The sequence below is a fragment of the Streptomyces stelliscabiei genome (genome assembly GCF_014873495.1).
Lineage (GTDB): Bacteria > Actinomycetota > Actinomycetes > Streptomycetales > Streptomycetaceae > Streptomyces > Streptomyces bottropensis.
In genome coordinates this window covers 4,019,138-4,041,005 of the sequence record NZ_JADBGF010000001.1, presented here as the reverse complement: position 1 = coordinate 4,041,005, position 21,868 = coordinate 4,019,138, and the positions used below count along the sequence as shown (strand labels likewise).

General features: G+C 71.9%; 24 protein-coding genes. 11 read left to right on the top strand and 13 right to left on the bottom strand.

Annotated features, from left to right (window positions below; all coding sequences use genetic code 11):
• Positions 1-91: 91 nt before the first annotated feature.
• The gene (locus H4687_RS17850; protein ID WP_046919109.1) at positions 92-832 is read left to right on the top strand and encodes a Type 1 glutamine amidotransferase-like domain-containing protein; all 741 of its coding nucleotides are present in this window, start codon (positions 92-94) and stop codon (positions 830-832) included.
• A gap of 16 nt (positions 833-848) precedes the next feature.
• Here H4687_RS17850 and H4687_RS17845 read toward each other — a convergent pair whose 3' ends face one another.
• From H4687_RS17845 to H4687_RS17805, 9 genes are all read right to left on the bottom strand, one after another.
• A complete protein-coding gene (locus tag H4687_RS17845; protein ID WP_046919110.1) occupies positions 849-1,745 on the bottom strand; it encodes an RNA polymerase sigma-70 factor in 897 nt (298 codons plus the stop codon).
• Positions 1,742-2,953, bottom strand: a complete 1,212-nt coding sequence (locus tag H4687_RS17840; protein ID WP_046919111.1) for an NAD(P)/FAD-dependent oxidoreductase — start codon at positions 2,951-2,953, stop codon at positions 1,742-1,744. Before H4687_RS17840 ends, H4687_RS17845 begins: the two co-directional genes overlap by 4 nt.
• 113 nt (positions 2,954-3,066) lie before the next feature.
• On the bottom strand, positions 3,067-4,011 hold the full coding sequence (locus H4687_RS17835; RefSeq protein ID WP_046919112.1) for an MHYT domain-containing protein: 945 nt from the start codon (positions 4,009-4,011) through the stop codon (positions 3,067-3,069).
• 244 nt (positions 4,012-4,255) lie between these two features.
• Positions 4,256-5,062, bottom strand: a complete 807-nt coding sequence (locus H4687_RS17830) for a sugar phosphate isomerase/epimerase family protein (protein WP_046919113.1) — start codon at positions 5,060-5,062, stop codon at positions 4,256-4,258.
• Between the two features lie 163 nt (positions 5,063-5,225).
• A complete protein-coding gene (locus H4687_RS17825) occupies positions 5,226-6,761 on the bottom strand; it encodes an FAD-dependent oxidoreductase (RefSeq protein WP_050398190.1) in 1,536 nt (511 codons plus the stop codon).
• 15 nt (positions 6,762-6,776) lie between these two features.
• Complete coding sequence (locus H4687_RS17820) at positions 6,777-7,025, bottom strand: CDGSH iron-sulfur domain-containing protein (protein WP_046919751.1); 249 nt, start codon at positions 7,023-7,025, stop codon at positions 6,777-6,779.
• Positions 7,006-7,749, bottom strand: a complete 744-nt coding sequence (locus H4687_RS17815; RefSeq protein ID WP_046919754.1) for a methyltransferase — start codon at positions 7,747-7,749, stop codon at positions 7,006-7,008. The genes H4687_RS17820 and H4687_RS17815 overlap by 20 nt, the downstream gene beginning before the upstream one ends.
• A gap of 56 nt (positions 7,750-7,805) precedes the next feature.
• Complete coding sequence (locus H4687_RS17810; protein ID WP_046919752.1) at positions 7,806-8,801, bottom strand: iron-containing redox enzyme family protein; 996 nt, start codon at positions 8,799-8,801, stop codon at positions 7,806-7,808.
• A gap of 252 nt (positions 8,802-9,053) precedes the next feature.
• Complete coding sequence (locus H4687_RS17805; protein ID WP_046919753.1) at positions 9,054-9,251, bottom strand: CsbD family protein; 198 nt, start codon at positions 9,249-9,251, stop codon at positions 9,054-9,056.
• A 203-nt stretch (positions 9,252-9,454) separates the two neighbouring features.
• On the opposite strand from H4687_RS17805, the gene H4687_RS17800 reads away from it, so the two are divergent.
• Positions 9,455-9,892, top strand: coding sequence for a hypothetical protein (locus H4687_RS17800; RefSeq protein ID WP_233443333.1), 438 nt, complete (start codon positions 9,455-9,457; stop codon positions 9,890-9,892).
• A 241-nt stretch (positions 9,893-10,133) separates the two neighbouring features.
• On the opposite strand, the gene H4687_RS17795 is transcribed toward H4687_RS17800, so the two are convergent.
• On the bottom strand, positions 10,134-11,177 hold the full coding sequence (locus H4687_RS17795; protein ID WP_050398191.1) for a LacI family DNA-binding transcriptional regulator: 1,044 nt from the start codon (positions 11,175-11,177) through the stop codon (positions 10,134-10,136).
• A gap of 235 nt (positions 11,178-11,412) precedes the next feature.
• On the opposite strand from H4687_RS17795, the gene H4687_RS17790 reads away from it, so the two are divergent.
• From H4687_RS17790 to H4687_RS17765, 6 genes are all read left to right on the top strand, one after another.
• Positions 11,413-12,570 (top strand): Gfo/Idh/MocA family protein, encoded by a 1,158-nt coding sequence (locus H4687_RS17790; RefSeq protein WP_046914210.1) that lies wholly within the window; start codon positions 11,413-11,415, stop codon positions 12,568-12,570.
• A complete protein-coding gene (locus H4687_RS17785) occupies positions 12,567-13,727 on the top strand; it encodes a dihydrodipicolinate synthase family protein (protein WP_046914209.1) in 1,161 nt (386 codons plus the stop codon). Before H4687_RS17790 ends, H4687_RS17785 begins: the two co-directional genes overlap by 4 nt.
• 44 nt (positions 13,728-13,771) lie before the next feature.
• Complete coding sequence (locus tag H4687_RS17780) at positions 13,772-14,569, top strand: sugar phosphate isomerase/epimerase family protein (RefSeq protein ID WP_046914212.1); 798 nt, start codon at positions 13,772-13,774, stop codon at positions 14,567-14,569.
• A gap of 228 nt (positions 14,570-14,797) precedes the next feature.
• The gene (locus H4687_RS17775; protein WP_078907137.1) at positions 14,798-15,913 is read left to right on the top strand and encodes a S1 family peptidase; all 1,116 of its coding nucleotides are present in this window, start codon (positions 14,798-14,800) and stop codon (positions 15,911-15,913) included.
• Positions 15,914-15,987: 74 nt separating this feature from the next.
• Positions 15,988-16,269 (top strand): Arc family DNA-binding protein, encoded by a 282-nt coding sequence (locus tag H4687_RS17770; protein ID WP_046914207.1) that lies wholly within the window; start codon positions 15,988-15,990, stop codon positions 16,267-16,269.
• Positions 16,266-16,658 (top strand): PIN domain-containing protein, encoded by a 393-nt coding sequence (locus tag H4687_RS17765; protein ID WP_046914206.1) that lies wholly within the window; start codon positions 16,266-16,268, stop codon positions 16,656-16,658. Before H4687_RS17770 ends, H4687_RS17765 begins: the two co-directional genes overlap by 4 nt.
• A 161-nt stretch (positions 16,659-16,819) precedes the next feature.
• Here H4687_RS17765 and H4687_RS17760 read toward each other — a convergent pair whose 3' ends face one another.
• Genes H4687_RS17760 through H4687_RS17750 form a run of 3 tightly spaced genes read right to left on the bottom strand, consistent with a single transcriptional unit; the run spans position 16,820 to position 18,880 of the window.
• Complete coding sequence (locus tag H4687_RS17760) at positions 16,820-17,821, bottom strand: helix-turn-helix domain-containing protein (protein WP_050398192.1); 1,002 nt, start codon at positions 17,819-17,821, stop codon at positions 16,820-16,822.
• Positions 17,822-17,828: 7 nt separating this feature from the next.
• Entirely contained in the window at positions 17,829-18,026 is a 198-nt protein-coding gene (locus tag H4687_RS17755) for a DUF397 domain-containing protein (RefSeq protein ID WP_050398193.1), read from the bottom strand.
• The gene (locus H4687_RS17750; protein WP_078907173.1) at positions 18,023-18,880 is read right to left on the bottom strand and encodes a helix-turn-helix domain-containing protein; all 858 of its coding nucleotides are present in this window, start codon (positions 18,878-18,880) and stop codon (positions 18,023-18,025) included. Before H4687_RS17750 ends, H4687_RS17755 begins: the two co-directional genes overlap by 4 nt.
• A 157-nt stretch (positions 18,881-19,037) precedes the next feature.
• Between H4687_RS17750 and H4687_RS17745 the strand changes: the two genes are divergently transcribed.
• The 3 genes from H4687_RS17745 (at position 19,038) to H4687_RS17735 (ending at position 21,723) form a co-directional block, all read left to right on the top strand.
• Positions 19,038-19,538, top strand: coding sequence for an ATP-binding protein (locus H4687_RS17745; RefSeq protein ID WP_046915620.1), 501 nt, complete (start codon positions 19,038-19,040; stop codon positions 19,536-19,538).
• Between the two features lie 189 nt (positions 19,539-19,727).
• Entirely contained in the window at positions 19,728-20,093 is a 366-nt protein-coding gene (locus tag H4687_RS17740) for a hypothetical protein (RefSeq protein ID WP_046915621.1), read from the top strand.
• Between the two features lie 790 nt (positions 20,094-20,883).
• Entirely contained in the window at positions 20,884-21,723 is an 840-nt protein-coding gene (locus H4687_RS17735; protein ID WP_192781684.1) for a leucine-rich repeat domain-containing protein, read from the top strand.
• The last annotated feature ends 145 nt before the right edge of the window (positions 21,724-21,868 follow it).

The following is a 21,868-nucleotide window of genomic DNA, read 5'->3' as shown; positions in this document are numbered from 1 at the left end:
CACCCCCCGGGCCGGCAGCCGATCGTCCACCCACCGGGCCGGCAGCCGACAGCCCCCCGGCCCGCCGGAGGCCTCCGTTAGCCTCCGGGACATGACAGCCTCCGAGCCCACCATCGTCGCGACCTCGGGCGGGCACCGCCTCGGTGACCGCACCCGGGTCACCTTCCACTCCCTGGTGCACCACGCGGTGGACCTCTCGGGCGCGCACGGCCGACGCCCGAGGGTGATGTACATCGGCACGGCGATCGGCGACGCCGAACACATGACCGCCCGCATGAGCGAGGCCGCACGCGTGGCCGGCTTCGACCTGACACCCCTCGCGCTCTTCCCGATGCCCAACATCGAGGACATCGAGTCGGCCGTCCTCGAACAGGACGTCGTCTGGGTCATGGGCGGATCGGTCGCCAACCTGCTGGCCGTCTGGCGCGTCCACGGCCTCGACCGCGTCCTGCGCCGTGCCTGGGAGTCCGGCGTCGTCCTCAGCGGCGTCAGCGCCGGCTCCCTCTGCTGGTTCCGGGGTGGCACGACCGACTCCTTCGGCCCCCGACTCCGCCCCGTCACCGACGCGTTGGGCTACCTCCCCTACGGCAACGGTGTCCACTACGACAGCGACGAGGGCCGGCGCCCCCTGGTCCACGCCCTCGTCTCCGACGGCACCCTCCCGGAGACGCACTGCACGGACGACGGCGTCGGCCTCGTCTACCGGGGCACCCGACTGGTGGAGGCCGTCGCCGAACTCCCGGGCAAGGGGGCGTACATCGTGCGCCGGGAGGGTGGCACGGTGAGCGAGGAGCGGGTGGAGCCCCGGCTGTTGCCGGAGCCCCGCCGGTAGGGGCGGTCCGGGACGGTCACCGCAGGGTGAGGGGGGTCTCGGACTCGGCTCGGGAGAGTTTCTGCGGGTTGCGGACGTAGTAGAGGCTGGTGATCCGGCCGTCCTCGACGTGGATCGCGACGATGCCGTCCAGTTCGCCGTCGAGGTGCACGGCGAGAGCGGGGGCGCCGTTGGCGACGGTGGGGACGACCCGGACCGGGAGGTCGTTCTTGCGCAGGCCGCCGAGCAGGAAGCGGGAGACCTTGTCGGCGCCGGTGATCGGCCGGACCGCGGCCTGCTTGATGCCGCCGCCGTCGCCGATCAGGACGACGTCGGGGGCGAGCACGTCGAGGAAGCCCTGCGGATCACCGGTCTCCAGGACGCGCCGGAACGAGTCCAGGGCCTTGCGGGTCTCGCCCACGGAGACCGCCTGCCGCGGCCGGCGGGCGTCCACGTGCTTGCGGGCACGGGAGGCGATCTGCCGGACCGCCGCCGGGCTCTTGTCGACGGCGGTGGCGATCTCGTCGTAGCCGAGGTCGAAGACCTCCCGCAGCACGAAGACCGCGCGCTCGGTCGGCGACAGTGTCTCCAGCACCAGCATCAGCGCCATCGACACGCTCTCGGCGAGCAGCGCGTCCTCCGCGACGTCGGGCGTGGTGAGCAGCGGCTCCGGCAGCCACGGGCCGACGTACGCCTCCTTGCGGCGGCTCAGCGCGCGCAGCCGGTTGAGCGACTGCCGGGTGGTGATCCGCACCAGGTAGGCGCGCTGGTCGCGCACCTGCCCGAGGTCGACGTCGACCCACCGCAGCCAGGTCTCCTGGAGGACGTCCTCGGCGTCGGCCGCCGAGCCGAGCATCTCGTAGGCGACCGTGAAGAGCAGATTGCGGTGGGCGACGAACGCCTCGGTCGCCGGGTCGGCGGTGTGCTCGCTCATGCTTCGATCTTCCTCCCGGCGGTCGCCGGGGCCTCGTGGCGTGCCGACTCCAGCAGCCGGCGCCGCTTGCTGCCTCCCGAGACGCGGTGCAGGCCGTACGCACCGGGCTCGCGGGCCTCACCGCTCAGGTGCTTGATGATGCCCGTGCACACCAGTTCCTTGATCTTCGCGCCGGTGCGGCCGTCGATGTGGAACCACCGCGGTACGTCGTCGCGGTGGGCGAACTGGAAGATGCCCTCCCCACGGCCCAGGCTGATGCACTGCCCGGCGAACAACTGGTTGAGGGGCGCGGGGCGCTCGCCCTCGATCCGGGCCAGCACCGTGTCGGCGGCCCGCGCGCCCAGCGGGATCGCGGCCTGGCAGCTCATCCGCAGCGGCAGGCCCGACGGCGCCGAGGAGTCGCCGGCCGCGACGATCCGCGGGTCGTCCACGCTGGTCAGCGTCTCGTCCGTGAGCAGCCGCCCCAGCGCGTCGGTGCTCAGCCCGCTGCGCGCGGCCAGGTCCGGCACGCCGAACCCGGCGGTCCAGACGGTCACCGCGCTCGGCACCTCGCGGCCGTCGCCGAGCCGGACGGCCGTGTCCGTCACCGCCGTCACCTTGGTGCCGGGGCCGTCGAGCACGCTCACCCCGAGGGCGGTCAGCCGCCGGGCCACCGCGCGCCGCCCCCGGCGGTGCAGGTACGGGCCGAGCACCCCGCCGCAGAGCAGGGTCACGGGGCGGCCCTGCTCGGCCAGTTCGGCGGCGGTCTCGATGCCGGTCGGGCCGGCGCCGACCACGGCCACCGGGGCCGCCTGGGCCGTGGCGTCGAGGACGGGCCGCAGCCGCCGCGCCTCCTCCAGGGAGGCGATCGGGTAGGCGAACTCGGCGGCTCCGGGCACGCCCGGGTCGGCGCTGCCGCTGCCCACCGCGTAGACCAGGTGGTCGTAGTCGACCGTGGCGCCGCTCGCCAGGGTCACCCCCCGCTCGGCCGTCTCGATCCGTGTCACGGTGTCGACCACCAGCCGGACGCCCTCGGCCAGGACCTCCCGGTAGGCGACCACCGCGTCGTCGGACCCGCCGACCAGCTGGTGCAGACGGACCCGGTTGACGAAGTCCGGGCGCGGGTTGATCAGCGTCACGGTCACGTCGTCGCGTCGCGTGAGGCGGTTGGCCGCCATGACCCCGGCGTATCCGCCACCGATCACGACCACCGCGGTGTTCTTCGTCATGATGTCTCCTCCGCTTCCTGGGGATTCGACCTCTAGACACCGCAGGGGCGGCGGTTGTGACAGCCTGGCGCGGATTTCCCGGAAGATTCTTCGACGGGCCGCTCGGAGCGCTGTCACCACTGCTGGGCACGGCCTCCCGCCTGCTGCTGGCGGTAGGGCTGGGGCGGGGGTTGCGGCCGGCGGGACCGGGGGTCGAAGAGGGAGCCGGCGGAGTCGTCGTCGGGGTGCTGGAGCGGGACGTCGGGGCGGTCGGCGCGCCTGGGCTGCCGCGGGGCGGCGGGCTCGCGCTCCCTGTCCCGGGCGGCGGACCGGTCCCAGTCGCCCTCGCCGAGCACGAGCATCGGGTCGAACATCACGACCACCCCCGCGAGCAGCAGGAAGATGACCGGTCCGATGAGCATGGGCAGCAGGATCGAGGTGGGCGACTCACCGGTGAACGTGCCGGGGGCCGTGCTGTGCAGGTGCACCCCCACCGCGGCCATCCCCGTGTAGTGCATCCCGGACACGGCGACCCCCATCACCAGGCTGGCGCCCAGGCTGGTCAGGAAGCCCCGGATCGACACGGCCGCCCAGAGCGCGGCGGTCGCGGCGGCGATGGCGATGCCGATGGAGAGGGCGACGACGGCGAGGTCGTAGCGGATGTAGCCGTTCAGCTGGATGGCCGCCATGCCCAGGTAGTGCATGGCGGCCACCCCGAGGCCCGTGACGATTCCCGCCGAGCACAGGGAGGCTGTGCTGACCCCCCGGTAGCCCACGGCGAAGACCCCGATGCCGACGACGGTGACGGCCACGACGAGGCTGAGCACGGTCAGCGCGACGTCGTAGTGGATCTCGCTCTCCCTGACCCGGAAGCCGATCATCGCGATGAAGTGCATCGTCCAGATGCCGCAGCCGATCGACGCGGCCCCGAGGGCCAGCCAACCGGGCTTCCAGGACTGCTCGTTGTAGACCGACCTGACGACGCAGCGCAGTCCGAGCGCCGCGCCCAGGCAGGCCATGACGTAGGCGGCCACCGGGGTGACCGCGCCGTAGCTGAAACCGTCGACCGTGCCTTGCATATGCCAAATCCCCCCGATGCATGGCCAGTTGTGCCTGACAGGCGCGGGAGGTAAGTCTGCTGTAAGGACGGGCCGCAGCGCTCCGTTTTCCAAGAGTTACTGTCGGTACTTGCTCGGCACCTGATCGATCCTTGCTCGGCGCGTGATCGGCTTTGGGTGAGTCGATGCTGATTCGCGGTCAAAATCCGCGCCGAGCAGGGCCGAAGGAGGCCTGGGCTTGACCTGCCAAGCTCAGGCCATGGCCTTACGCCGCGTCGTTGAGGAGCCGTCCGAGGTGTTCCCGGCCCGCCGCCAGCAGCTCCGGCAGCGGCGCGGCCTCCTCGTACCACCGCTTCTCGTACTCCCAGCACAGCCACCCGTCCCAGTCCTTGCGGGAGAGCAGGTCGACGCACTCGCCGAGCGGGAGGACGCCCGCGCCGAGCGCGAGCGGGGTGGTGTCGTCGGGGGAGGCGATGTCCTTGACCTGGACGTAGCCGAGGAAGGGGGAGAGGGCGGCGTAGGACTCGGCGGGCTGTTCGCCGCCGAGCCAGGTGTGCATCACGTCCCACAGCGATCCCACGCTGCCGTGGCCGACCGGGCCGAGCACCCGGATCGCGTCGGCGCCGGTGCGGTGCGAGTCATGGGTCTCCAGCAGGACCCGTACGCCCCGGTCGGCCGCGTCCTCCGCCGCCGTCCCGAGCCGCCGCGCCGCGATCGCGTCGGCCTCGTCCGCGCTCTGCCCGCCGGCCAGGTCGGCGCCGGGGAAGACACGGACGAAGGGGGCGCCCAAGTCCTTCGCCAGGTCCAGGAGTTGGCGGATCTCGTCCAGTACGGGGCCGTCGTCGCCCGGCGCGGCGACGCGCGCGTACCCGGCGACCCCCAGGATCTCCACGCCCGCGGCCTTGAACGCGGCGGCCACCTCGGCGCGTTCGCCGGCCCCGATCCCCGGGTGCACCGGCTCCTCGGGATGGGCGCGCAACTCGACGCCGTGATAGCCGTGCGTGACGGCGAGCCGTACGACGTCGGCGATGGGGAGACCGGGGACACCGAGGGTGGAGAACGCGAGTTTCATGCCTTCGGACCGTACACGTCGTCCGGCGCGGTGCGGCACCCCGCCGGGGTGTGGGGGACACGGGTCGGCCGCGCACGCCGAGGAGCGCCGGGGCCGCGAAACCCGGGCCCCGCGCTCCTCGGCGCGCGCGACCCCCGTATCGACCCCCGTATCGACCCCCGCATCAGAGGTCCCGCCCTTCCAGCGGCTTCGTCGCCGGTCCCTGCACGATCCGGCCCTCGACGTCGAAACGGGAGCCGTGGCAGGGGCACTCCCACATGCGTTCCGCGCGGTTGAAGCCGACCAGGCAGCCCATGTGGGTGCACCGGGCGGAGACGGCGTGCAGCGAGCCGTCCTCGTCCCGGTGGACCGCGCAGTGGCGGCCGCCGACGCGGACGACCGCGCCGTCCCCGGGGGCGATCGCGTCCACGGAGGCGTCCCCGGGCGGGCTGATCCGGTCGCCGACGAAGTGCCGGGCGACCTGGGCCTGGTGCTTCAGGAAGGCCGGCGCCTCCCGCACCGCGCTGAGCACCCGGCGCGGGTCGTACAGATCGCTCCACGCGGACTTGTGCCCGGTGATCAGCCCGGCCAGCAGCCGCCCGGCCATGATCCCGCCGCTCATGCCCCAGCCGCCGAACCCGGTCGCCACCCACGTGTGGCGGCTGCCCGCGTGGAAGAGGCCGACGAGCGGCACGGAGTCGGTGGAGTCGTTGTCCTGCGTCGCCCAGCGGTGGGTGAAGTCCAGCGGCCCGAAGCGCTCGGCCGCCCAGTCCGCGAGGAGTTCGAACCGTGCCTCGACGCCGGCCGTGCCCGGGGTGAAGTGCTCCCCGGTGACGATCAGCAGCCGCCGCCCGTCCCCGTACGGGGCGGTCCGCGCGGAGCGGGTGCGCTGTTCCTGGGTGATGTACATGCCGTGCGGGTCGGCACCGGCCGGGGCCGGCGCGGCGAGCACGAGTTCGCGGCGCGGGGAGAGCCGGGTGAACAGCAGCGCCCGGTCGAAGACGGGGTAGTGCGTGGCGATCACGACGTCCTCGGCGGTCACCGTGAACCCCGCCTCGGTGGTCAGCCGGCACGGCGAGCCCTCCTTGAGCCGCACCACCCGCGTCCGCTCATGGACCGACGCGCCCTGCCGCACCAGATCCCCCACCAGCGCCAGCAGGTACTTCCGGGGATGGAACTGGGCCTGGTCGGCCACCCGCACCGCCCCCGCGACCGGGAACGGCAGCCCCGTCTCCGTCACGAACTCGGCGGGCAGCCCGGCCTCCCGCGCCGCCTCCGCCTCGGCCCGCAGCTCCGCGACGCGCCCCTCGTCCTCGGCGTAGGTGTAGGCGGCCGCGTCCTCCCAGTCGCAGTCGATGCCCAGCTCCTCCACCAGCGCGGCGGCATGCCGGACCGCCTCGTTCTGCGACCGCGCGTACAGCGCGGCCGCCTCGGCGCCCCGGGTCCGCCGCAGTCGGTCGTAGATCAGCGTGTGCAGCGCCGTCACCTTGGCCGTCGTGTGCCCCGTGACCCCCGCCGCGACCCGGTCCGCCTCCAGCAGCGCCACCCGCCGCCCCCGCCGCGCCAGCTCCCACGCGGTACTGATCCCCGCGATGCCCGCGCCCACCACCGCCACGTCGACGACCAGGTCCCCGTCGAGCGCCGGGTGCTCGCTCCCGTGCGGCGCGCTCTCGATCCAGTACGACCGCTGCTGGGGTTGTGTGTGCTCCTCGGGCTGCATGGCTTCGGGGTCCTTTCAGGAGGGGGGCGGCTGCGCGGGGCGGGAGTCGTCCGGCTCGGCAGGGTGCCGCTGGGCGCGACGGCGGTGGCTGGTGTCGCACCACGGGTGGATCCGGCTGCGGCGACAGGTGCACAGGGCCACGCAGAAACGGTCCGACGACACGGTCGTCCCGTCGTCCAGGGTGACCTCGACCGGCCCCTCGACCAGCAGCGGGCCGGGGCGTTGCAGGGTGACGCGGCGGCGTTCAGCGGGGACGTTCGGCACGGATGACCACCAGCTCTTCCTTCTCGTCGCCCTCGGCACGGCCCTCGGCCCCCAGCAGCCCGCGCCCGCGCAGCCAGTCGCCGCGCTCCCGCAGGACGGGTCCGAACGCGACCCGGCGGTGCTCCACGACATCGGCCCGCAGTCCGGCGGCCCCCAGCTGCGTCAGGGTCCGCTCCGCGTCGCTCAGCGCCGAGTGCACCAGCAGCAGCACCCCGCCAAGCCGCAGCAGCCCCGGTGAGTCCCGGCAGATCCGGTCCAGCAGGAGTCGGCCGTCCCGTCCGCCGTGCCAGGTCCGCGCGGCTCCCCGTGCGTGGCCGAGTCTGTCGGGCCTCGGCGCCGCGCCGGGACCCTGACCTGGCCCCCGCCGTCGCCTCGGTTCCGGGCCCGGCACGTACGGCGGGTTGGACAGGATGAGGTCGAAGGACCGCTCGGCCACCGGGCCCAGCAGGTCGCCGCGGACGACCGTCAGCGGCAGCCGCGCCAGTACGGCGTTGACCCGGGCGTTGAGCACCGCCCGCCGGGAGATGTCGACGGCCGTGACGTCCGCGCCCCGCCGCGCCGCCGCCAGGGCGACGGCGCCCGTCCCCGTACCGACGTCCAGGACACGTGCCCCCGGGGCCAGAGGTTCGCGCCCCAGGGCGTGGACCAGGAGTTCGGTGTCGTCCTGCGGGGCGTAGACGCCGGGCAGGGACACGGGGAGGGAGAGGGAAGGGAGGGGAATCACGGGGATGGGCCTCCAGGCAGGTGCGTCGGCGGGAGTGCGGACGGGGATCGGTGTCGTCAGACCGGCGTGCGCAGGGACGAACGGCCCGCCCGCCACGCTCCGAGAAGACGGTCGGCGAGGGCGTCCTCCAGATGGTTGGTCGCATCGACGCCGAAGGCCACGTCGGCGTCCAGCTGCGGCTCCTCCTCCAGCAGCCCGGCGACGACGTCCCGCCGGACGATCTGCTCGTGTACGGCGTCGGCCTCCACGTGCTCGTCGTAGAAGTGCTCGGCGGCGGGGCCGGCCCCGGTGCGCCGCATGGCACGGGCGAGCCGCCGGGACCCGGGGGAGGAGGTGATCTCGACCGTCGCGAAGTGCCCGACCAGGGCGCCGCGCAGCGCGCGGTGCAGCCCGAAGAGGGACATCAGGTTCACCAGGGCGAGCGCCTCGGCACCGGCCGCGTCCACATAGCGGCCGTACGCCGGGTCGAGGTCGAGGTCGGTCATGAGGTCGGCGAAGAGGCGCGCGTGCACCCGTTCGGCCCGCCCCCCGCCGAACTCGTCGAACTCCACCGCGGCCATCCCCGCCTTCGCCCGCCCCCACAGCCGGGGCAGCACCCAGGCGTGCGGGTCGGCCTCCTTCAGGTGGTACAGCGAGCGCTGCGCCGCGTACTCGCGCACCTGCCACAGCTCGCCCTTGTCCTGGAGGAAGTCACCGACCCCGCCGCCGTCGTCGGCCGCCGGTTCCACGAGCAGGTCGTCCAGCGCCTCCTCGGCGCTCACGTGCCGGGTCGCCCGATCGCGCAACGACTCCAGGAACGGCCACTCCAGGGCCGCCCGGCAGCGCAGCAGTTCCGGGTCCCATTCGAGGTCGGCGTCGACGCCGGCGAAGCCCCGGTAGTGCAGCTCGTAACAGAGGTACAGGGCGAGCTGGAGGTCCTCGCCGAAGGGGTCGGCCCCGGCGATCGTCCGACTGTCGGGAGGGGTCCCCTCGCCCCGCAGGAACCCCACGACCGCAGCCGAGATCGGCCCTCTGCTCTCCGGCAGCGCCGGTCCTGCCACCCGAGTCTCCATGGGCGCCGGGTACCCGTGATGCACGAGTTCTCACCTGTACGTCCCTGCTCACGGCGGTGCCGGGCGCCGAGGGCGGGAGGCGGCGCCCACGGCGACGGGGGCTCCCGTCAGGGGAGCCCCCGTCCTCGGCCGCCGCCGCCGCGGCCCGGGGTCGGCGGGTCCGTGAGGACCGCACGCCGTTTCGGGCCACCGGCCGCCGGCCGTACGCCTACGCGTGCCGCGCGACCGCGGGGGCCGTCGCGCTACGCGGCCTCAGACGCCGTCGCGCTGCGCCGGGCGCCGCGCTTCCTGCGCACGCTCCTGCACCTTGCCCTTCATCTTCTTGGCCTCACCGCGCACCTGCTGCATCTTGCCCTCGGCCTGCTGCTCGCGGTTGCCGGTGACCTTCCCGGACATCTCCTTGGCCTTGCCCTTGATCTTGTCCATGCTGCCCTTGTCCTTGGCGGCCATGGTTCCTCCTCTTCGGTGGTGGGGGTGAGGCGAATGGCTCTCCCGCCCAACGTAGGACGGACCGGTGACTGTCGCGCGCCGAAGCGTCACGCTGCGTGAGGGGTGGCTCGGGGTCGGACCTCGGCCCACGTGTCGAACCCGTCCCGTCGCCCTGGATCTCCTCGCGGCGGAACCGCCGGCCCACCGGCGAAGTCCGCTCAGGCGTGGAGTCCTTCCTCTTCCTGGTCCTCGCCCTCGCCCCGTTCCTGGCACCGTTGGTCGTCGCTGCCACGGCCTCGGCACTCGCGGTGCGCGCGCATCGCCGGGAGAAAGGCGGCGGACGGCGCCTGCCGGACGCCGGTTCGTGCGCCCTGCTCGCTGTGCTGGCCGCTGCGATCGCCCTCGGCGTGTACGGGGTCGGCGTGATGTCGGGCTTCTACATCCTCGACCCCGAGCAGATGTGCGCGGCCGCAGGCGCTCCCGGTGACTACGTGGTCACGCGCACGACCCTGCCGGTCAGCGCGCAGTGCGTCACGGAGAAGGGCGTCGGCACCGAACTGGTCCCCGACTGGGTGAACCCGACCGTCTACGGCGGCATCACCCTCGGCACGCTCGCCCTGGGAGCGGCCGTCTTCCAGGGCCGTCGCAGCACCCCGCACTGATCCGGCGCGCCGTCGACCCGCCTGCAGCGGACCCCGAACCCGTCCGACCGACCTGGCCCGCCCCGTCCGACCTGGCCCAACCCGCCCCGACCAACCCGCCCCGACCGACCCCCGCCCCGGTCAGGACCGACCGCCTCCGCCCCGCCCACTCCGCCCGACCAACCCGCCCCGACCGACCCCCGCCCCGGTCAGATCCCGCCCCGGTCAGGACCGACCGCCCCCGCCCCGCCCAGCCCGCCCCTCAGCCCTTCCGAGGCCCCCCACTGGACCCCCGCACCATCAACTCCCCCCGCACCGTGGCGATCCCCCCGGGCGGCGGCTCCTCGCGGCCCATGGCGATGCGGCCGGCGCGCGCCCCCGCCTCCGTCAACGGCAACCGCACCGTCGTCAGCGAGGGCACCGCGTCGATGCTGAAGGGGAGGTCGTCGAAGCCGGCCACGGAGACGTCGTCCGGGATGCGCAGACCGGAGTCGCGCAGGGCGGCGCACGCCCCCAGCGCGACCGTGTCGTTGGCCGCGACCACGGCCGTCAGCGACGGGTCGCGCCGCAGCAGCTCCAGCGTCGCCTCGTAGCCGGAGAGGCGGTCGTAGCGCCCGTACACCGTCCACCGGGGGTCGTCCTCGATGCCCGCGGCGGCCAGCGCCGCGCGATGGCCCTCCAGGCGGTGCCGGGTGGTCGTCCGCTCCTGCGGCCCGGCGATGTAGCCGAGTCGCCGGTGCCCCAGCCCGATCAGGTGCTCGGTGAGCCGCTGCCCGCCGCCCCGGTTGTCGAAGGTGATCGCGATGGCCTCCGGCGTCGGCGGCCGCCCGCACAGCACCACCCGCGTCCCGGCCTCCGACAGCTTCCGCAGCTTGTGGCCGACGGCGGTCAGGTGCGCGGGATCCTCGATGGCCCCACCGGTCAGTACGACGGCGGCGGCGCGCTGGCGCTGCAACAGCGTGAGATACGTCAGCTCGCGCTCCGGGGAGCCGCCCGTGTTGCACACCACCCCGAGCCGCTCCCCACCCGCACGCCCGCCGGGCCCGCCGATCTCGGACTGGATGGCCGCGGCCATGATCCCGAAGAAGGGGTCGGCGATGTCGTTCACGAGGATGCCGACCAGGTCGGAGGTGGCTGCGGCGAGCGCGCTGGCCGGGCCGTTGAGGACGTAGTCCAGCTCGTCCACGGCCTTCAGCACCCGCTCGCGCGTGGTCGCGGCCACCGGGTAGTTGCCGTTCAGCACCCGGGAGACGGTCGCGGGCGACACCTGCGCACGGGCCGCCACGTCCGCCAGGGTCACAGTCATCGTTGCTCGTCCTCCGGTGCGCGTGATGTTCGGGCTGTCGGGGAACCTTACGACCGCGATCGCCGTTCGCCCCCTCGAACAACTCGACCCCCTCGCGGTCTTGTATAGACCGCTGCCCAGAGGCTAGCTTCTAGTTGGATAGAAAGCGCTTGCTGTGACGCTCACCCTTTCGTCGGGCGTACGCGGCGCCGGACGCGTACGCAGACACGAACGCACACCAACGAAAGGACCGGCCGTGACACGCAGAACCGTACGGATCGCCATGAACGGCGTGACCGGACGCATGGGCTACCGCCAGCACCTCGTCCGCTCCATCCTCGCCCTCCGCGAGCAGGGCGGCCTGGACCTCGGCGACGGCACGGTCCTGTGGCCGGAGCCCATCCTCGTCGGCCGCCGGGAGCACGTGCTGAAGGCGCTCGCCGAGCAGCACGGCCTGGACCCGGAGAACGTCTCCACGGACGTCGACGCGGTCCTCGCCGACCCGACCGTCGAGATCTACTTCGACGCCCAGGTCACCTCGGCCCGCGAGGAGGCGATCAAGAAGGCCATCGCCGCCGGCAAGCACATCTACACCGAGAAGCCGACCGCCACCGGCCTCGACGGCGCCCTGGAGCTGGCCCGCCTCGCGAACGCCGCCGGCATCAAGCACGGCGTCGTCCAGGACAAGCTGTTCCTGCCGGGTCTGCTGAAGCTCAAGCGCCTCATCGACGGCGGCTTCTTCGGCCGCATCCTCTCCATCCGGGGCGAGTTCGGCTACTGGGTCTTCGAGGGCGACTGGCAGGAGGCCCAGCGCCCCTCCTGGAACTACCGCGCGGAGGACGGCGGCGGCATCGTCGTCGACATGTTCCCGCACTGGGAGTACGTGCTCCATGAGCTGTTCGGCCGGGTGAAGTCCGTCCAGGCCCTCACCGCCACGCACATCCCCGAGCGCTGGGACGAGCAGGACAAGCCCTACGACGCCACCGCCGACGACGCCGCCTACGGCATCTTCGAGCTGGACGGCGGCGCGATCGCCCAGATCAACTCCTCCTGGGCCGTCCGCGTCAACCGCGACGAGCTGGTGGAGTTCCAGGTCGACGGCACCGAGGGCTCGGCGGTCGCCGGTCTGCGCAACTGCCGTGTCCAGCACCGCTCCGCCACCCCCAAGCCGGTGTGGAACCCCGACATCCCCGCCACCTACTCCTTCCGCGACCAGTGGCAGGAGGTGCCGGACAACGCCGAGTTCGACAACGGCTTCAAGGCGCAGTGGGAGCTGTTCTTCAAGCACGTCTACGCCGACGCGCCCTACCACTGGGACCTGCTGGCCGGCGCCCGCGGCGTCCAGCTCGCCGAACTGGGCCTGAAGTCCTCGGCCGAGGGCGTCCGTCTCGACGTACCGGAGATTCAGCTGTGACGATCCAACTCCCTGCTACGGGAGGGCAGTTGCGCGCCTACACCCCGCGCACCGAGCCCCTGGCGGTGTCCCCTGGCACCCTCCTCACCTCCCGTACGGTCTTCTCTGCGGCGCACGTCGTCGCGGACCCCTTCGCGGACGTGTCCCCGGACTCGCCCGCCGCCGTCGACTGGGACGCCACCCTCGCCTTCCGTCGCCATCTGTGGTCGCACGGCCTGGGCGTCGCCGAGGCGATGGACACCGCGCAGCGCGGCATGGGCCTCGACTGGGCGGGCGCGGCGGAGCTGATCCGCCGCAGCGCGGCCGAGGCGAAGGCCGTCGGCGGCCGGATCGCCTGCGGTGTGGGCACCGACCAGCTCACCGACCCGGCGGCGGCCTCCCTGCCGGAGATCCGCAAGGCGTACGAGGAGCAGCTCGCGCTCGTCGAGGAGTCGGGCGCCCAGGCGATCCTGATGGCCTCGCGCGCACTGGCGGCGGCGGCCTCGGGCCCCGAGGACTACCTGGAGATCTACGGCCACCTGCTCCGCCAGGCCGCCGAGCCGGTCGTCCTGCACTGGCTCGGCCCCATGTTCGACCCGGCGCTGGACGGCTACTGGGGTTCGTCGGACCTCGACGCGGCCACGGAGACCTTCCTCGCCGTCATCGCCGCCCACCCCGACAAGGTCGACGGCATCAAGGTCTCCCTGCTGGACGCCCAGCGCGAGATCGACATCCGCCGCAGGCTCCCGCAGGGCGTCCGCTGCTACACGGGCGACGACTTCAACTACCCCGAGCTGATCGCGGGCGACGAGCAGGGCTTCAGCCACGCGCTGCTCGGCATCTTCGACCCGCTGGGCCCGCTGGCGGCGCAGGCGGTCCGCGTCCTGGACACGGGTGACGTGCAGGGCTTCCGTGACCTCCTGGACCCGACCGTCGAGCTGTCCCGCCACCTCTTCCAGACGCCCACCCGCTTCTACAAGACGGGCGTGGTGTTCCTGGCGTGGCTGGCCGGCCACCAGTCGCACTTCACGATGGTCGGCGGCCTCCAGTCGGCCCGCTCCCTCCCGCACTTCGCGCGCGCCTACGAACTCGCCGACGGGCTGGGCCTGTTCCCGGATCCGGCGCTGGCCGAGGCCCGGATGGGGAACCTGCTCGCGGTGTACGGAGTGGCCCAGTGAGCACCAGTACCAGTAACGGACTTGAGCGCTTCTCCATCAACCAGATGACGGTCAAGCAGCTGTCGATGCCCGAACTGGTCGACGGCTGCGTGGAGTTGGGTATCGGGGGCGTGGGCCTCTGGCGCGAGCCGGTGGCGGCGCACGGCCTGGACGCCACGGCCAAACTGGTCCGCGACGCGGGCCTGTCGGTCACGACCCTCTGCCGGGGCGGCTTCTTCACGGCCATCGACCCGGCCGAGCGGGCGGCGGCGCTGGCCGACAACCGCAAGGCGATCGACGAGGCGGCGACCCTGGGCACGGACACACTGGTCCTGGTCTCGGGCGGCCTCCCGGCGGGTTCGAAGGACCTGCGCGGCGCACGGGAACGCATCGCGGACGCGCTCTCGGAGCTGGGCCCCTACGCCGCCTCCAACGGCGTACGCCTGGCCATCGAGCCGCTGCACCCCATGTTCGCCTCGGACCGCTGCGTGGTGTCGACGCTCTCCCAGGCGCTGGACATCGCGGAGCGCTTCCCGGCGGACCAGGTGGGCGTGACCGTGGACACGTACCACATCTGGTGGGACGACACGGCCCCGGCGGCGATCGCCCGAGCGGGCGCCTCCGGCCGCATCCACACCTTCCAACTCGCCGACTGGATCACCCCGTTGCCCCAGGGCGTCCTGACCGGCCGGGGCCAGATCGGCGACGGAGCGATCGACATGCGCGAGTGGAAGGCGTACGTCGAGGCCGCGGGCTACACCGGCCCCATCGAGGTCGAGCTGTTCAACGACGAGCTGTGGGCGGGCGACGGCCGCGAGTTGCTGGCGCAGACGGCGGCGCGGTTCGTGGAGCACGCGGCGTAGCGAGCCGGTGATGTGGTGACGACGGCCTGTCCGCGGGGGCGGACAGGCCGTCGGCGTATCAAGTCCGGGCGGCGGCACGGATCATGTGAGCGGGAGTGGACGCAGAGGCAAGACTTCTGTGGATCTACCACCAATGACAAGGTCGGTGCCCACGGCACATGCTGCTTCCGTGCACGGCGATCGATCACGCCGTGGTCCCTGCTCACGGAGCCCACGGAGGCGCGATCCATGCGACGACTGTCGACCCCTCGCACGTCGATGACGGTGGCGATCTGCAGCCTGTTCGCGGTGCTGGCCGCGCCGACCGCGAACGCGACCCCGGTCCCGGCCTCGATGGCCGGACCGGCCCAGGTGAGAGCGCTGGTCGCGTCGATAGGTGCCGACCGTACCGGCGGCACCTTCTACGACGGCGACGGGCAGCTCGTCGTCGCCGTCACGGACGAGGCCGCCGCGCGGACCGTCCGTGCCCAGGGCGGCACCGCCAAGGTCGTCGAGCACAGCACCGCCGACCTGAACTCCGTGCGCACCACCCTCGACCGGCGGATCGCCGACACCGACCCGATCCCCAACACCGCCTGGGGCGTCGACCAGAGCACCAACCAGGTGACCGTGTCGATCTTCGACGGCGTCTCCGCCGCCGACCACAAACGCCTCACCGACCTCGTTGCCGGTTACGGCGACAAGGTGCGTGTCGAGGAGCTGCCCGGCGGGATCAAGGAGACCGCCTACGAATCCCTCGGCGGTATCGGCATCGTGGCGCCGTACGGCCCCACGAACTGCACTCTCGGGTTCAACGTCCGCGACTCCTCCGGCAAGAGGTACTTCGTCACCGCCGGGCACTGCGCGAGCACCGACGACGAGAGGTTCTGGCACCGGGAGGCCGGCGGCATCTACCTGGGCAAGCGCACGGAATGGTGGGACTTCGGCGAGGTCGACAAGGACTACGCCGTCATCGAGTACCTCAACGACGACGTCGCCGCCTACGGGGCGGTCCGGGCGGCCGGCGCCACGTTCGAGATCACCGACTCCCGCTACCCCCAGGACGGTGAGTCCGTCAAACGCGCCGGCGCCGTCAGCAGCGACCTGGTGGGCCAGGTGATCAACCCGAGCGTGACCTTCACCTTCCCCAGCGGCAAGGTCATGAAGAACATGATCGAGACCTCGCACTGCGCCCTGCCCGGAGACAGCGGCGGTCCTCTGTGGGCGGGAACCGACGCGCTCGGCATCACCTCCGCGACCAACACTCCGAAGGATGCCTCGTGCAACAGCGCCCAGAACCAGTACCGGACCTTCTTCCAGCCGGTGCACTGGGTGCTGGCCCGCTACGGGCTGAGCGCGTTCTAGCAGGAGTTGGCGGAGAGGGTTCGCGGGGCCCTGCTCCGGCGACGCGGGATGTATACGTCACGTATACTCGCCGCGTGTCCGATGTCATGATCCGTGTGCCCGCCGAAGTCCGTGACCAGCTCGCCGCCGTGGCCGAGGCTCGCGGCACCAGCCTTCGCGCGCTGATGCAGGACATAGCGGCGCAGACGCTGACTCCCGAGCAGATCAGGGAACGGGCCGACCGTATCCGTGTCCTGCTCGCCGATCGGTTCGGACATGACGTGTCCGACGAGGAGTCCGCCGAGATGCGGCGCAAGATGCGGGAGGCCACCGCGGCTCACCGGGTAGCTCTCGCCGAAGCGGAGTCGTCCCGTTGAGGGATACCGAGCACTACGTCCTCGACACCCCGACTCTCTTGGCGTTGGGAGGCGACAAGCAGGTCTCCGGTCTCGTCCACGCGGCGGCGGCGAGCGATGACGTTCGCCTGTGGGTGCCTGTTCTATGTCTCCTGGAAGCCGAGCGTCTGCGTTCGGGCGTGGTGGAGCACGTGGGCGTACTGGTGGACGTACTGCATGTCCTCGACGACGACTACGCCATGGCCGTCACCATCGCCGACCTGAGCCGCGCCGGCGTCTCCCACAGCGCCTCGGCCGCGGTCCACGCCGCCAGACCGAACCAGACGATTCCCATGGGCGCGCTGATCGCCACGGTGGAGCCGGACGCCTATCAGGGGCTCGGGGTCGGGGTCATGGACCTGACTCGCTGACGGACGGGCCGCGGCCGGTTCCGCCGGGTGGCTGGGGCCGCGGGCCGGCCCGAACGCGCCGACCCTCCGCCAGGATGGGCCTGACCACCTTCCACCTGCCCTTCCTCGGCCAGAGTGCCCCCGGCCGCGCCTGTGCGTCCACGGGCACGTTGTCGACGGGTCTACCCCGCCTCCCGCACGGCCCCCGCCTGTACCAGCACGCGGTACTCCATGGGCGACACCCCGTACGCGCTCCGGAACGCCCGCGTGAAGTCGGAGGCGCGGACCATCCCCCAGCGGGTGGCGATGGTGTGGACGGGCGTGGAGGTGAGGTTGGGGTCCGCCAGGTCGCGGCGGGCGCCTTCGAGGCGCTGGACGCGGATCCAGGCCGCGACCGTCTCGCCGGGGGTGTCCTCCTGGAAGATCCGGTGCAGATAGCTCAGCGAGATGTGATGCGCCGCCGCTATCACGGGCGGTGCCAGCTCGGGGTCGTGCAGGTTCTGGCGGATGAACGCCCGTACGCGCGTCGCCAGAGCCCGCTGGCGGGTCTCCGGCGGCAGCGCGTCCTCCGCCTCCAGCACCTGCGCGAACCACGCCGACAGCAGGTCGATCAGGACGGTGCCGAGGCGGGGCGCGTCGGACGGCTGGAGAACGTCGCCCTGCTGCTCCAGGCCGGTGAGGAACCCCGTCAGCAGGGCGCCCACCCCCTCCCGCCCCGGCAGCCGCCGTCCCAGCAGCTGCTGGATGCGGGCGGGCGGCAGGGGCACCAGCGCCTTGGGGAAGTCCACACCCACCCCCGTGATCACCTGGCGGCCCCGGTCGGTCGGCAGGTGCACCTCGTACGGCCGTGAGGTGTCGCTCAGCCACAGATCGCTCGGGCCGTACGCCTCGGCCCGCCCCACATGCTCGAACCCCAGGTCACCGCCGAGCACCAGCGACAGGTGGTACATCTCCGGGTCGGACTGCCGCACCTGCTTCTCGGTACGCCGGAACCCCGTCGGCAGGTGCGACGTCGGCCACACCAGCACCGGGCCCAGCTCCATCAGCCGCTGTTCCGCCCAGAAGTCGTCGGCGAACAGGCTGCTCATGTGACTGGGCGCGATCGCCCGGTGCATCAACTCGCCCCAGTACTCGAACCGGTGCTCCTTGGGCACGTCGTCGCTCCGGAAGACCGTTCCGATCATGTCGGGGTCAGTCCTGAGCGGCGGCGTACGGGACGAAGTCGGCCCAGGCGGTGGGGGAGAGGGTGAGCCGGGGGCCGGGTTCGGTGTTCGTCTTGGAGTCGCGGATGTGGATGGCGTGGGGGAGGGCTACGGCCACCTCGACGCAGTCGTCGCCGGAAGCGCTGCTGTAGCTGCTCTTGAACCAGACCAGTTGGGTCGCACTCATAGGTCCCCTCGCATCCGCCGCAACAGGCTCACGGAGTCTTGGATGGTGAGAGCCTGCGAACGCATCCTGACATACCGCTGCTTAAGGACGCTGACCACTTTCGCGTCGGAGATCAGCTGACCGCTTTCCTGTCCCTCGTTGTAGGCGAACCACCGGTTCTCTGGGCTCTCCGAGAGCCGGATCGGCCCGTGCAACCCGGAGTGCGACTCCTGCACCAGAGGCATGATCTGGATATCGACATTGCGCAGTTCGGCGACTTGCAGCACCCGGTCAAGGAGCCCTCGCGTGACTGTGGCCCCTCCTGTGCGTCGAAGGAACAGGTGCTCTTCGAGGATGAAGCTGAAAGCAGTGTTCGCGCGTTCCGCGAAGCGCTGCTGTCGCTCGGCACGAGCGGCCCAACGCTCCTCGATCTGCTGGTCATCCATGGGCGGGAGCTGGTCGGCCGACATCGCCCGCAGATACGCCTCGGTCTGCAACAGGCCCGGGATCATGCGGCATTCGTACGTGTACAACGTGATCGCCCCCGCCTCCAACCTGGCCCATTTCCTGAACCACGCCGCCAACCCCGGTTGCCGCCCGAGGTGTTGGGCTGCCCGTACCAGCGCCCCCGTATCCCCCAGCTCCCGGTCCACCCCCTCCACGAACGCCGCGTCCGGCATCCGTCGTCCCAACTCCACCGACGCCACCATGTGCTTGGAGTACCCGACGGCGTCGGCCAACTCCTCGCGGCCCAGCCCCGCGTGCTCCCGCAACGCCTGGACCATCGCCCCGAACGTCCGCAGGCTGTCGGACGCCTCCGGCTCCCCGCCGCCCATCCCCGTCGCCGCCATGCCGCCGCCGCTGTCGGCCACCATGGGCCACCTCCCGCGCACCCGCCCGCCGAACCACACCGTTCCCCGCTCATGGTCACAGCACGTCACCGGTACCGTCCAGTGAGTAACCGCGTACGCTGCCTCGGCGTACGCGGCGTGAAGCTGGCGAACCGGGCTTCCCGCAGGCCACATTGGCGACATGACCGCACCGCCCGCCGCGCGCCACACGCTGACGGCACCGACGTTCACGCAGCGCTTCAGCTCGACCCCGCTGGGCGCCCGCCTGGCCCGGCACCTGGCCCTGAACCAGCTGCACGCCTGGGGCATCCGGTACGGGTCGGACCCCTCCGACCGGGCGGCGGCGGTCGTGGCCGAGCTGGCGGCCAACGCGGTGACCCACGGCCGCGTCCCGGGCCGGGACTTCGAGCTGCGCCTCTCCCTGCCCACCGGCTCCCTCCGCATCGAGGTCACCGACACCCGCGCCGAACGCCTGCCGCCACGCCCCGGCACCGTACGGCCGGCCCGCCCCCTGGACGAGGGCGGGCGCGGTCTGGTTCTGGTCGACGCGCTGGCCGACCGCTGGGAGGTCCAGGACGGCAGACCGCCCGGCAAGACCGTCCTCGTCGAGATCGACCTGCCGGACTGGCGGTCCCTGATGAGACGGCTCCCCGAACGCCGGCCCTGCAAGAGGCGCGGCTAGCGACATCGGAGACCGGTGGGAAGACGGAGCCCGAGGGGGCCTGTCAATCCGGCGCTTTACAGGTGTGGGCCGATGTGAAGTCGCCCTACCGTTTGCCTCCAAGCACCTCGGCCGTCGTGCGGCGCCGGGCGCGCCCCGGTGACAGATCTGCCGCACGTCGTCCGTTCCGCAACGATTGAGGGGGCATACATGACGCGTACACCGATCCGGAGAAGGGTCGCAGCGATAGCCGCAACCGCGTTGCTGGCGCTCGGTACGGGAGTGCTGTCGGCGTCGCCGGCCTCGGCGGCCCCCGCCGGCTGTCCGTCCGGCGCCGCGTGCATCTACGGCGGACCCAACAGCAGCGGTGGCGTGACCAACGAGTACTGGTCCCGAGGGGTTCACAAGCTCTACAACCAGGTGGGCCTCCACACCGTGTTCAACAACCAGACGGACGGCTGGAAGTTCCGGCTGTGCCATGGCTGGAACGGCGAAGACTGTGACTGGACCTTCTATCCAGGTGCCTGGACGGACGTCGACCTCACCACGTACAACTCCGTCATCGTCACCCCGTAAGGTGTCGCGGCAGTCCCGGGAGGGAGCAGACCTCCCGGGACTCACGCGTGTTCACGCTCCGCAGACCCGCCTCGCCCGCTGGTGCTCCGCCGGACACCGCCTGGGCGAACGTGGGGCCGAAGAGCTGGACCGCCTGTTGCGGCACCGGCCGTCGAGGTGCTCGCGTGAGCCGTCACCGGGACGGCGAGTGCGGCGGTGGTGGCCATGGCGGCGGTCAGCGCGCCGCGTCGGGTGAGCGGAGAGCGGTCCATTCCGTGCCCTTTCGGCGAACGCCTGGCATGCGTGCGGCAGGCGGCGGGCCGGGTACGGGAGTGCCGGGCCTCCGCTCGCGGTGCGGCCACGCTCCGCACGGTCACCGGTCAGCAGCAGGACCGTCGTGTACGGCACGGGGCCGCCCGGCAGTGCCGACCAGGGCACGCTGACGCGCCGCGTGTAGCCCGCCGGAGCCATGGAAGCGCCAAACGATGCCGGCCGGGCGGCAATGGTTTGCCGCCCAGCAGTCGGGCTCTCATGGTCGGGTGGTGCGTTTCCGCAGTTCGGACGGTTGCGTCCGGGGTCCGGGTGGGAGACGGCCGGCGTCCAGAAACCGTCCAGTTCTTCTGACGTCCCTTGTTCCTAGAGTCGAGATGCCGGCGAGAGGCACCCACACAGGCCGTCAAGTCGCGCGGTCCAGCCCTGCACTCGAACTCCTCATGAGGGGACATCCATGTTCGCTTTTCTCAGAGAGCGGTCGCCTTCGGTCCGAAGGTGGAAGGCCGGTCTGATCGCGGCGGTTTCCGCTGCTGTTCTCATGCCGGTGCTGACGGCCCAGTCGGCTGTGGCCGCAGAGAGCGCTCGCGCCGCCTCCGACACCCCGGTCGCGAGCGTCGTCGTCACCGGCAACCGAACCGGCATCCTCACCACTGACGGCATCGTCTATGTCCAAGAAGGCTTCGCCGAGTGGGTCCAAGTCTTCCAGGGCGTCAGTTCGATGGCCCTGTCCGGGGACCGGATCGGTGTCGTCCAGCGTGGTACCGGTAATGCCTTCGTGCAGGAGGGTGACCTCTCGGCGCCCTGGGCTCAGGTGTCCAGGGGCGTCACTTCGATGGTCCTGTCCGGGAACCGGATCGGTGTCGTCCAGCGCACCGGTGATGCCCTCGTGAAGGAGGGCGGTCTCGGGGCGAACTGGACTCTGCAGAACCAGGGCGTCACTTCGATGGTCCTGTCCGGGAACCGGATCGGTGTCGTCCAGCGCACCGGTGATGCCCTCGTGAAGGAGGGCGGTCTCGGGGCGAACTGGACTCTGCAGAACCAGGGCGTCACTTCGATGGCCCTGTCCGGGAACCGGATCGGTGTCGTCCAGCGCACCGGTGATGCCCTCGTGAAGGAGGGCGGTCTCGGGGCGAACTGGACTCTGCAGAACCAGGGCGTCACTTCGATGGCCCTGTCCGGGAACCGGATCGGTGTCGTCCAGCGCACCGGCGATGCCCTCGTGAAGGAGGGCGCCCTCGATGCGAGCTGGACTCGGGAGTCCCAGGGCGTCGGTTCGCTGGTCCTGTCCGGGGACCGGATCGGTGTCGTCCAGAGCGGTAAGGCCTTCGTGAAGGAAGGAGCCCTCGACGCCGCCTGGGTTCCGCAGAACTTCGACTAGCTCGGCCAGTTCGGCCCGAAGGCGGATCACGTAGGGCACCTCCCCGGCGGGGAGGTGCTCTGCTTCAGCTCCCCTGCATGCTCCACGTAAGTTGCCTGCATATAAAGGAAATTGACATGACGTCAGCGTACTTTTGCCTGAGATT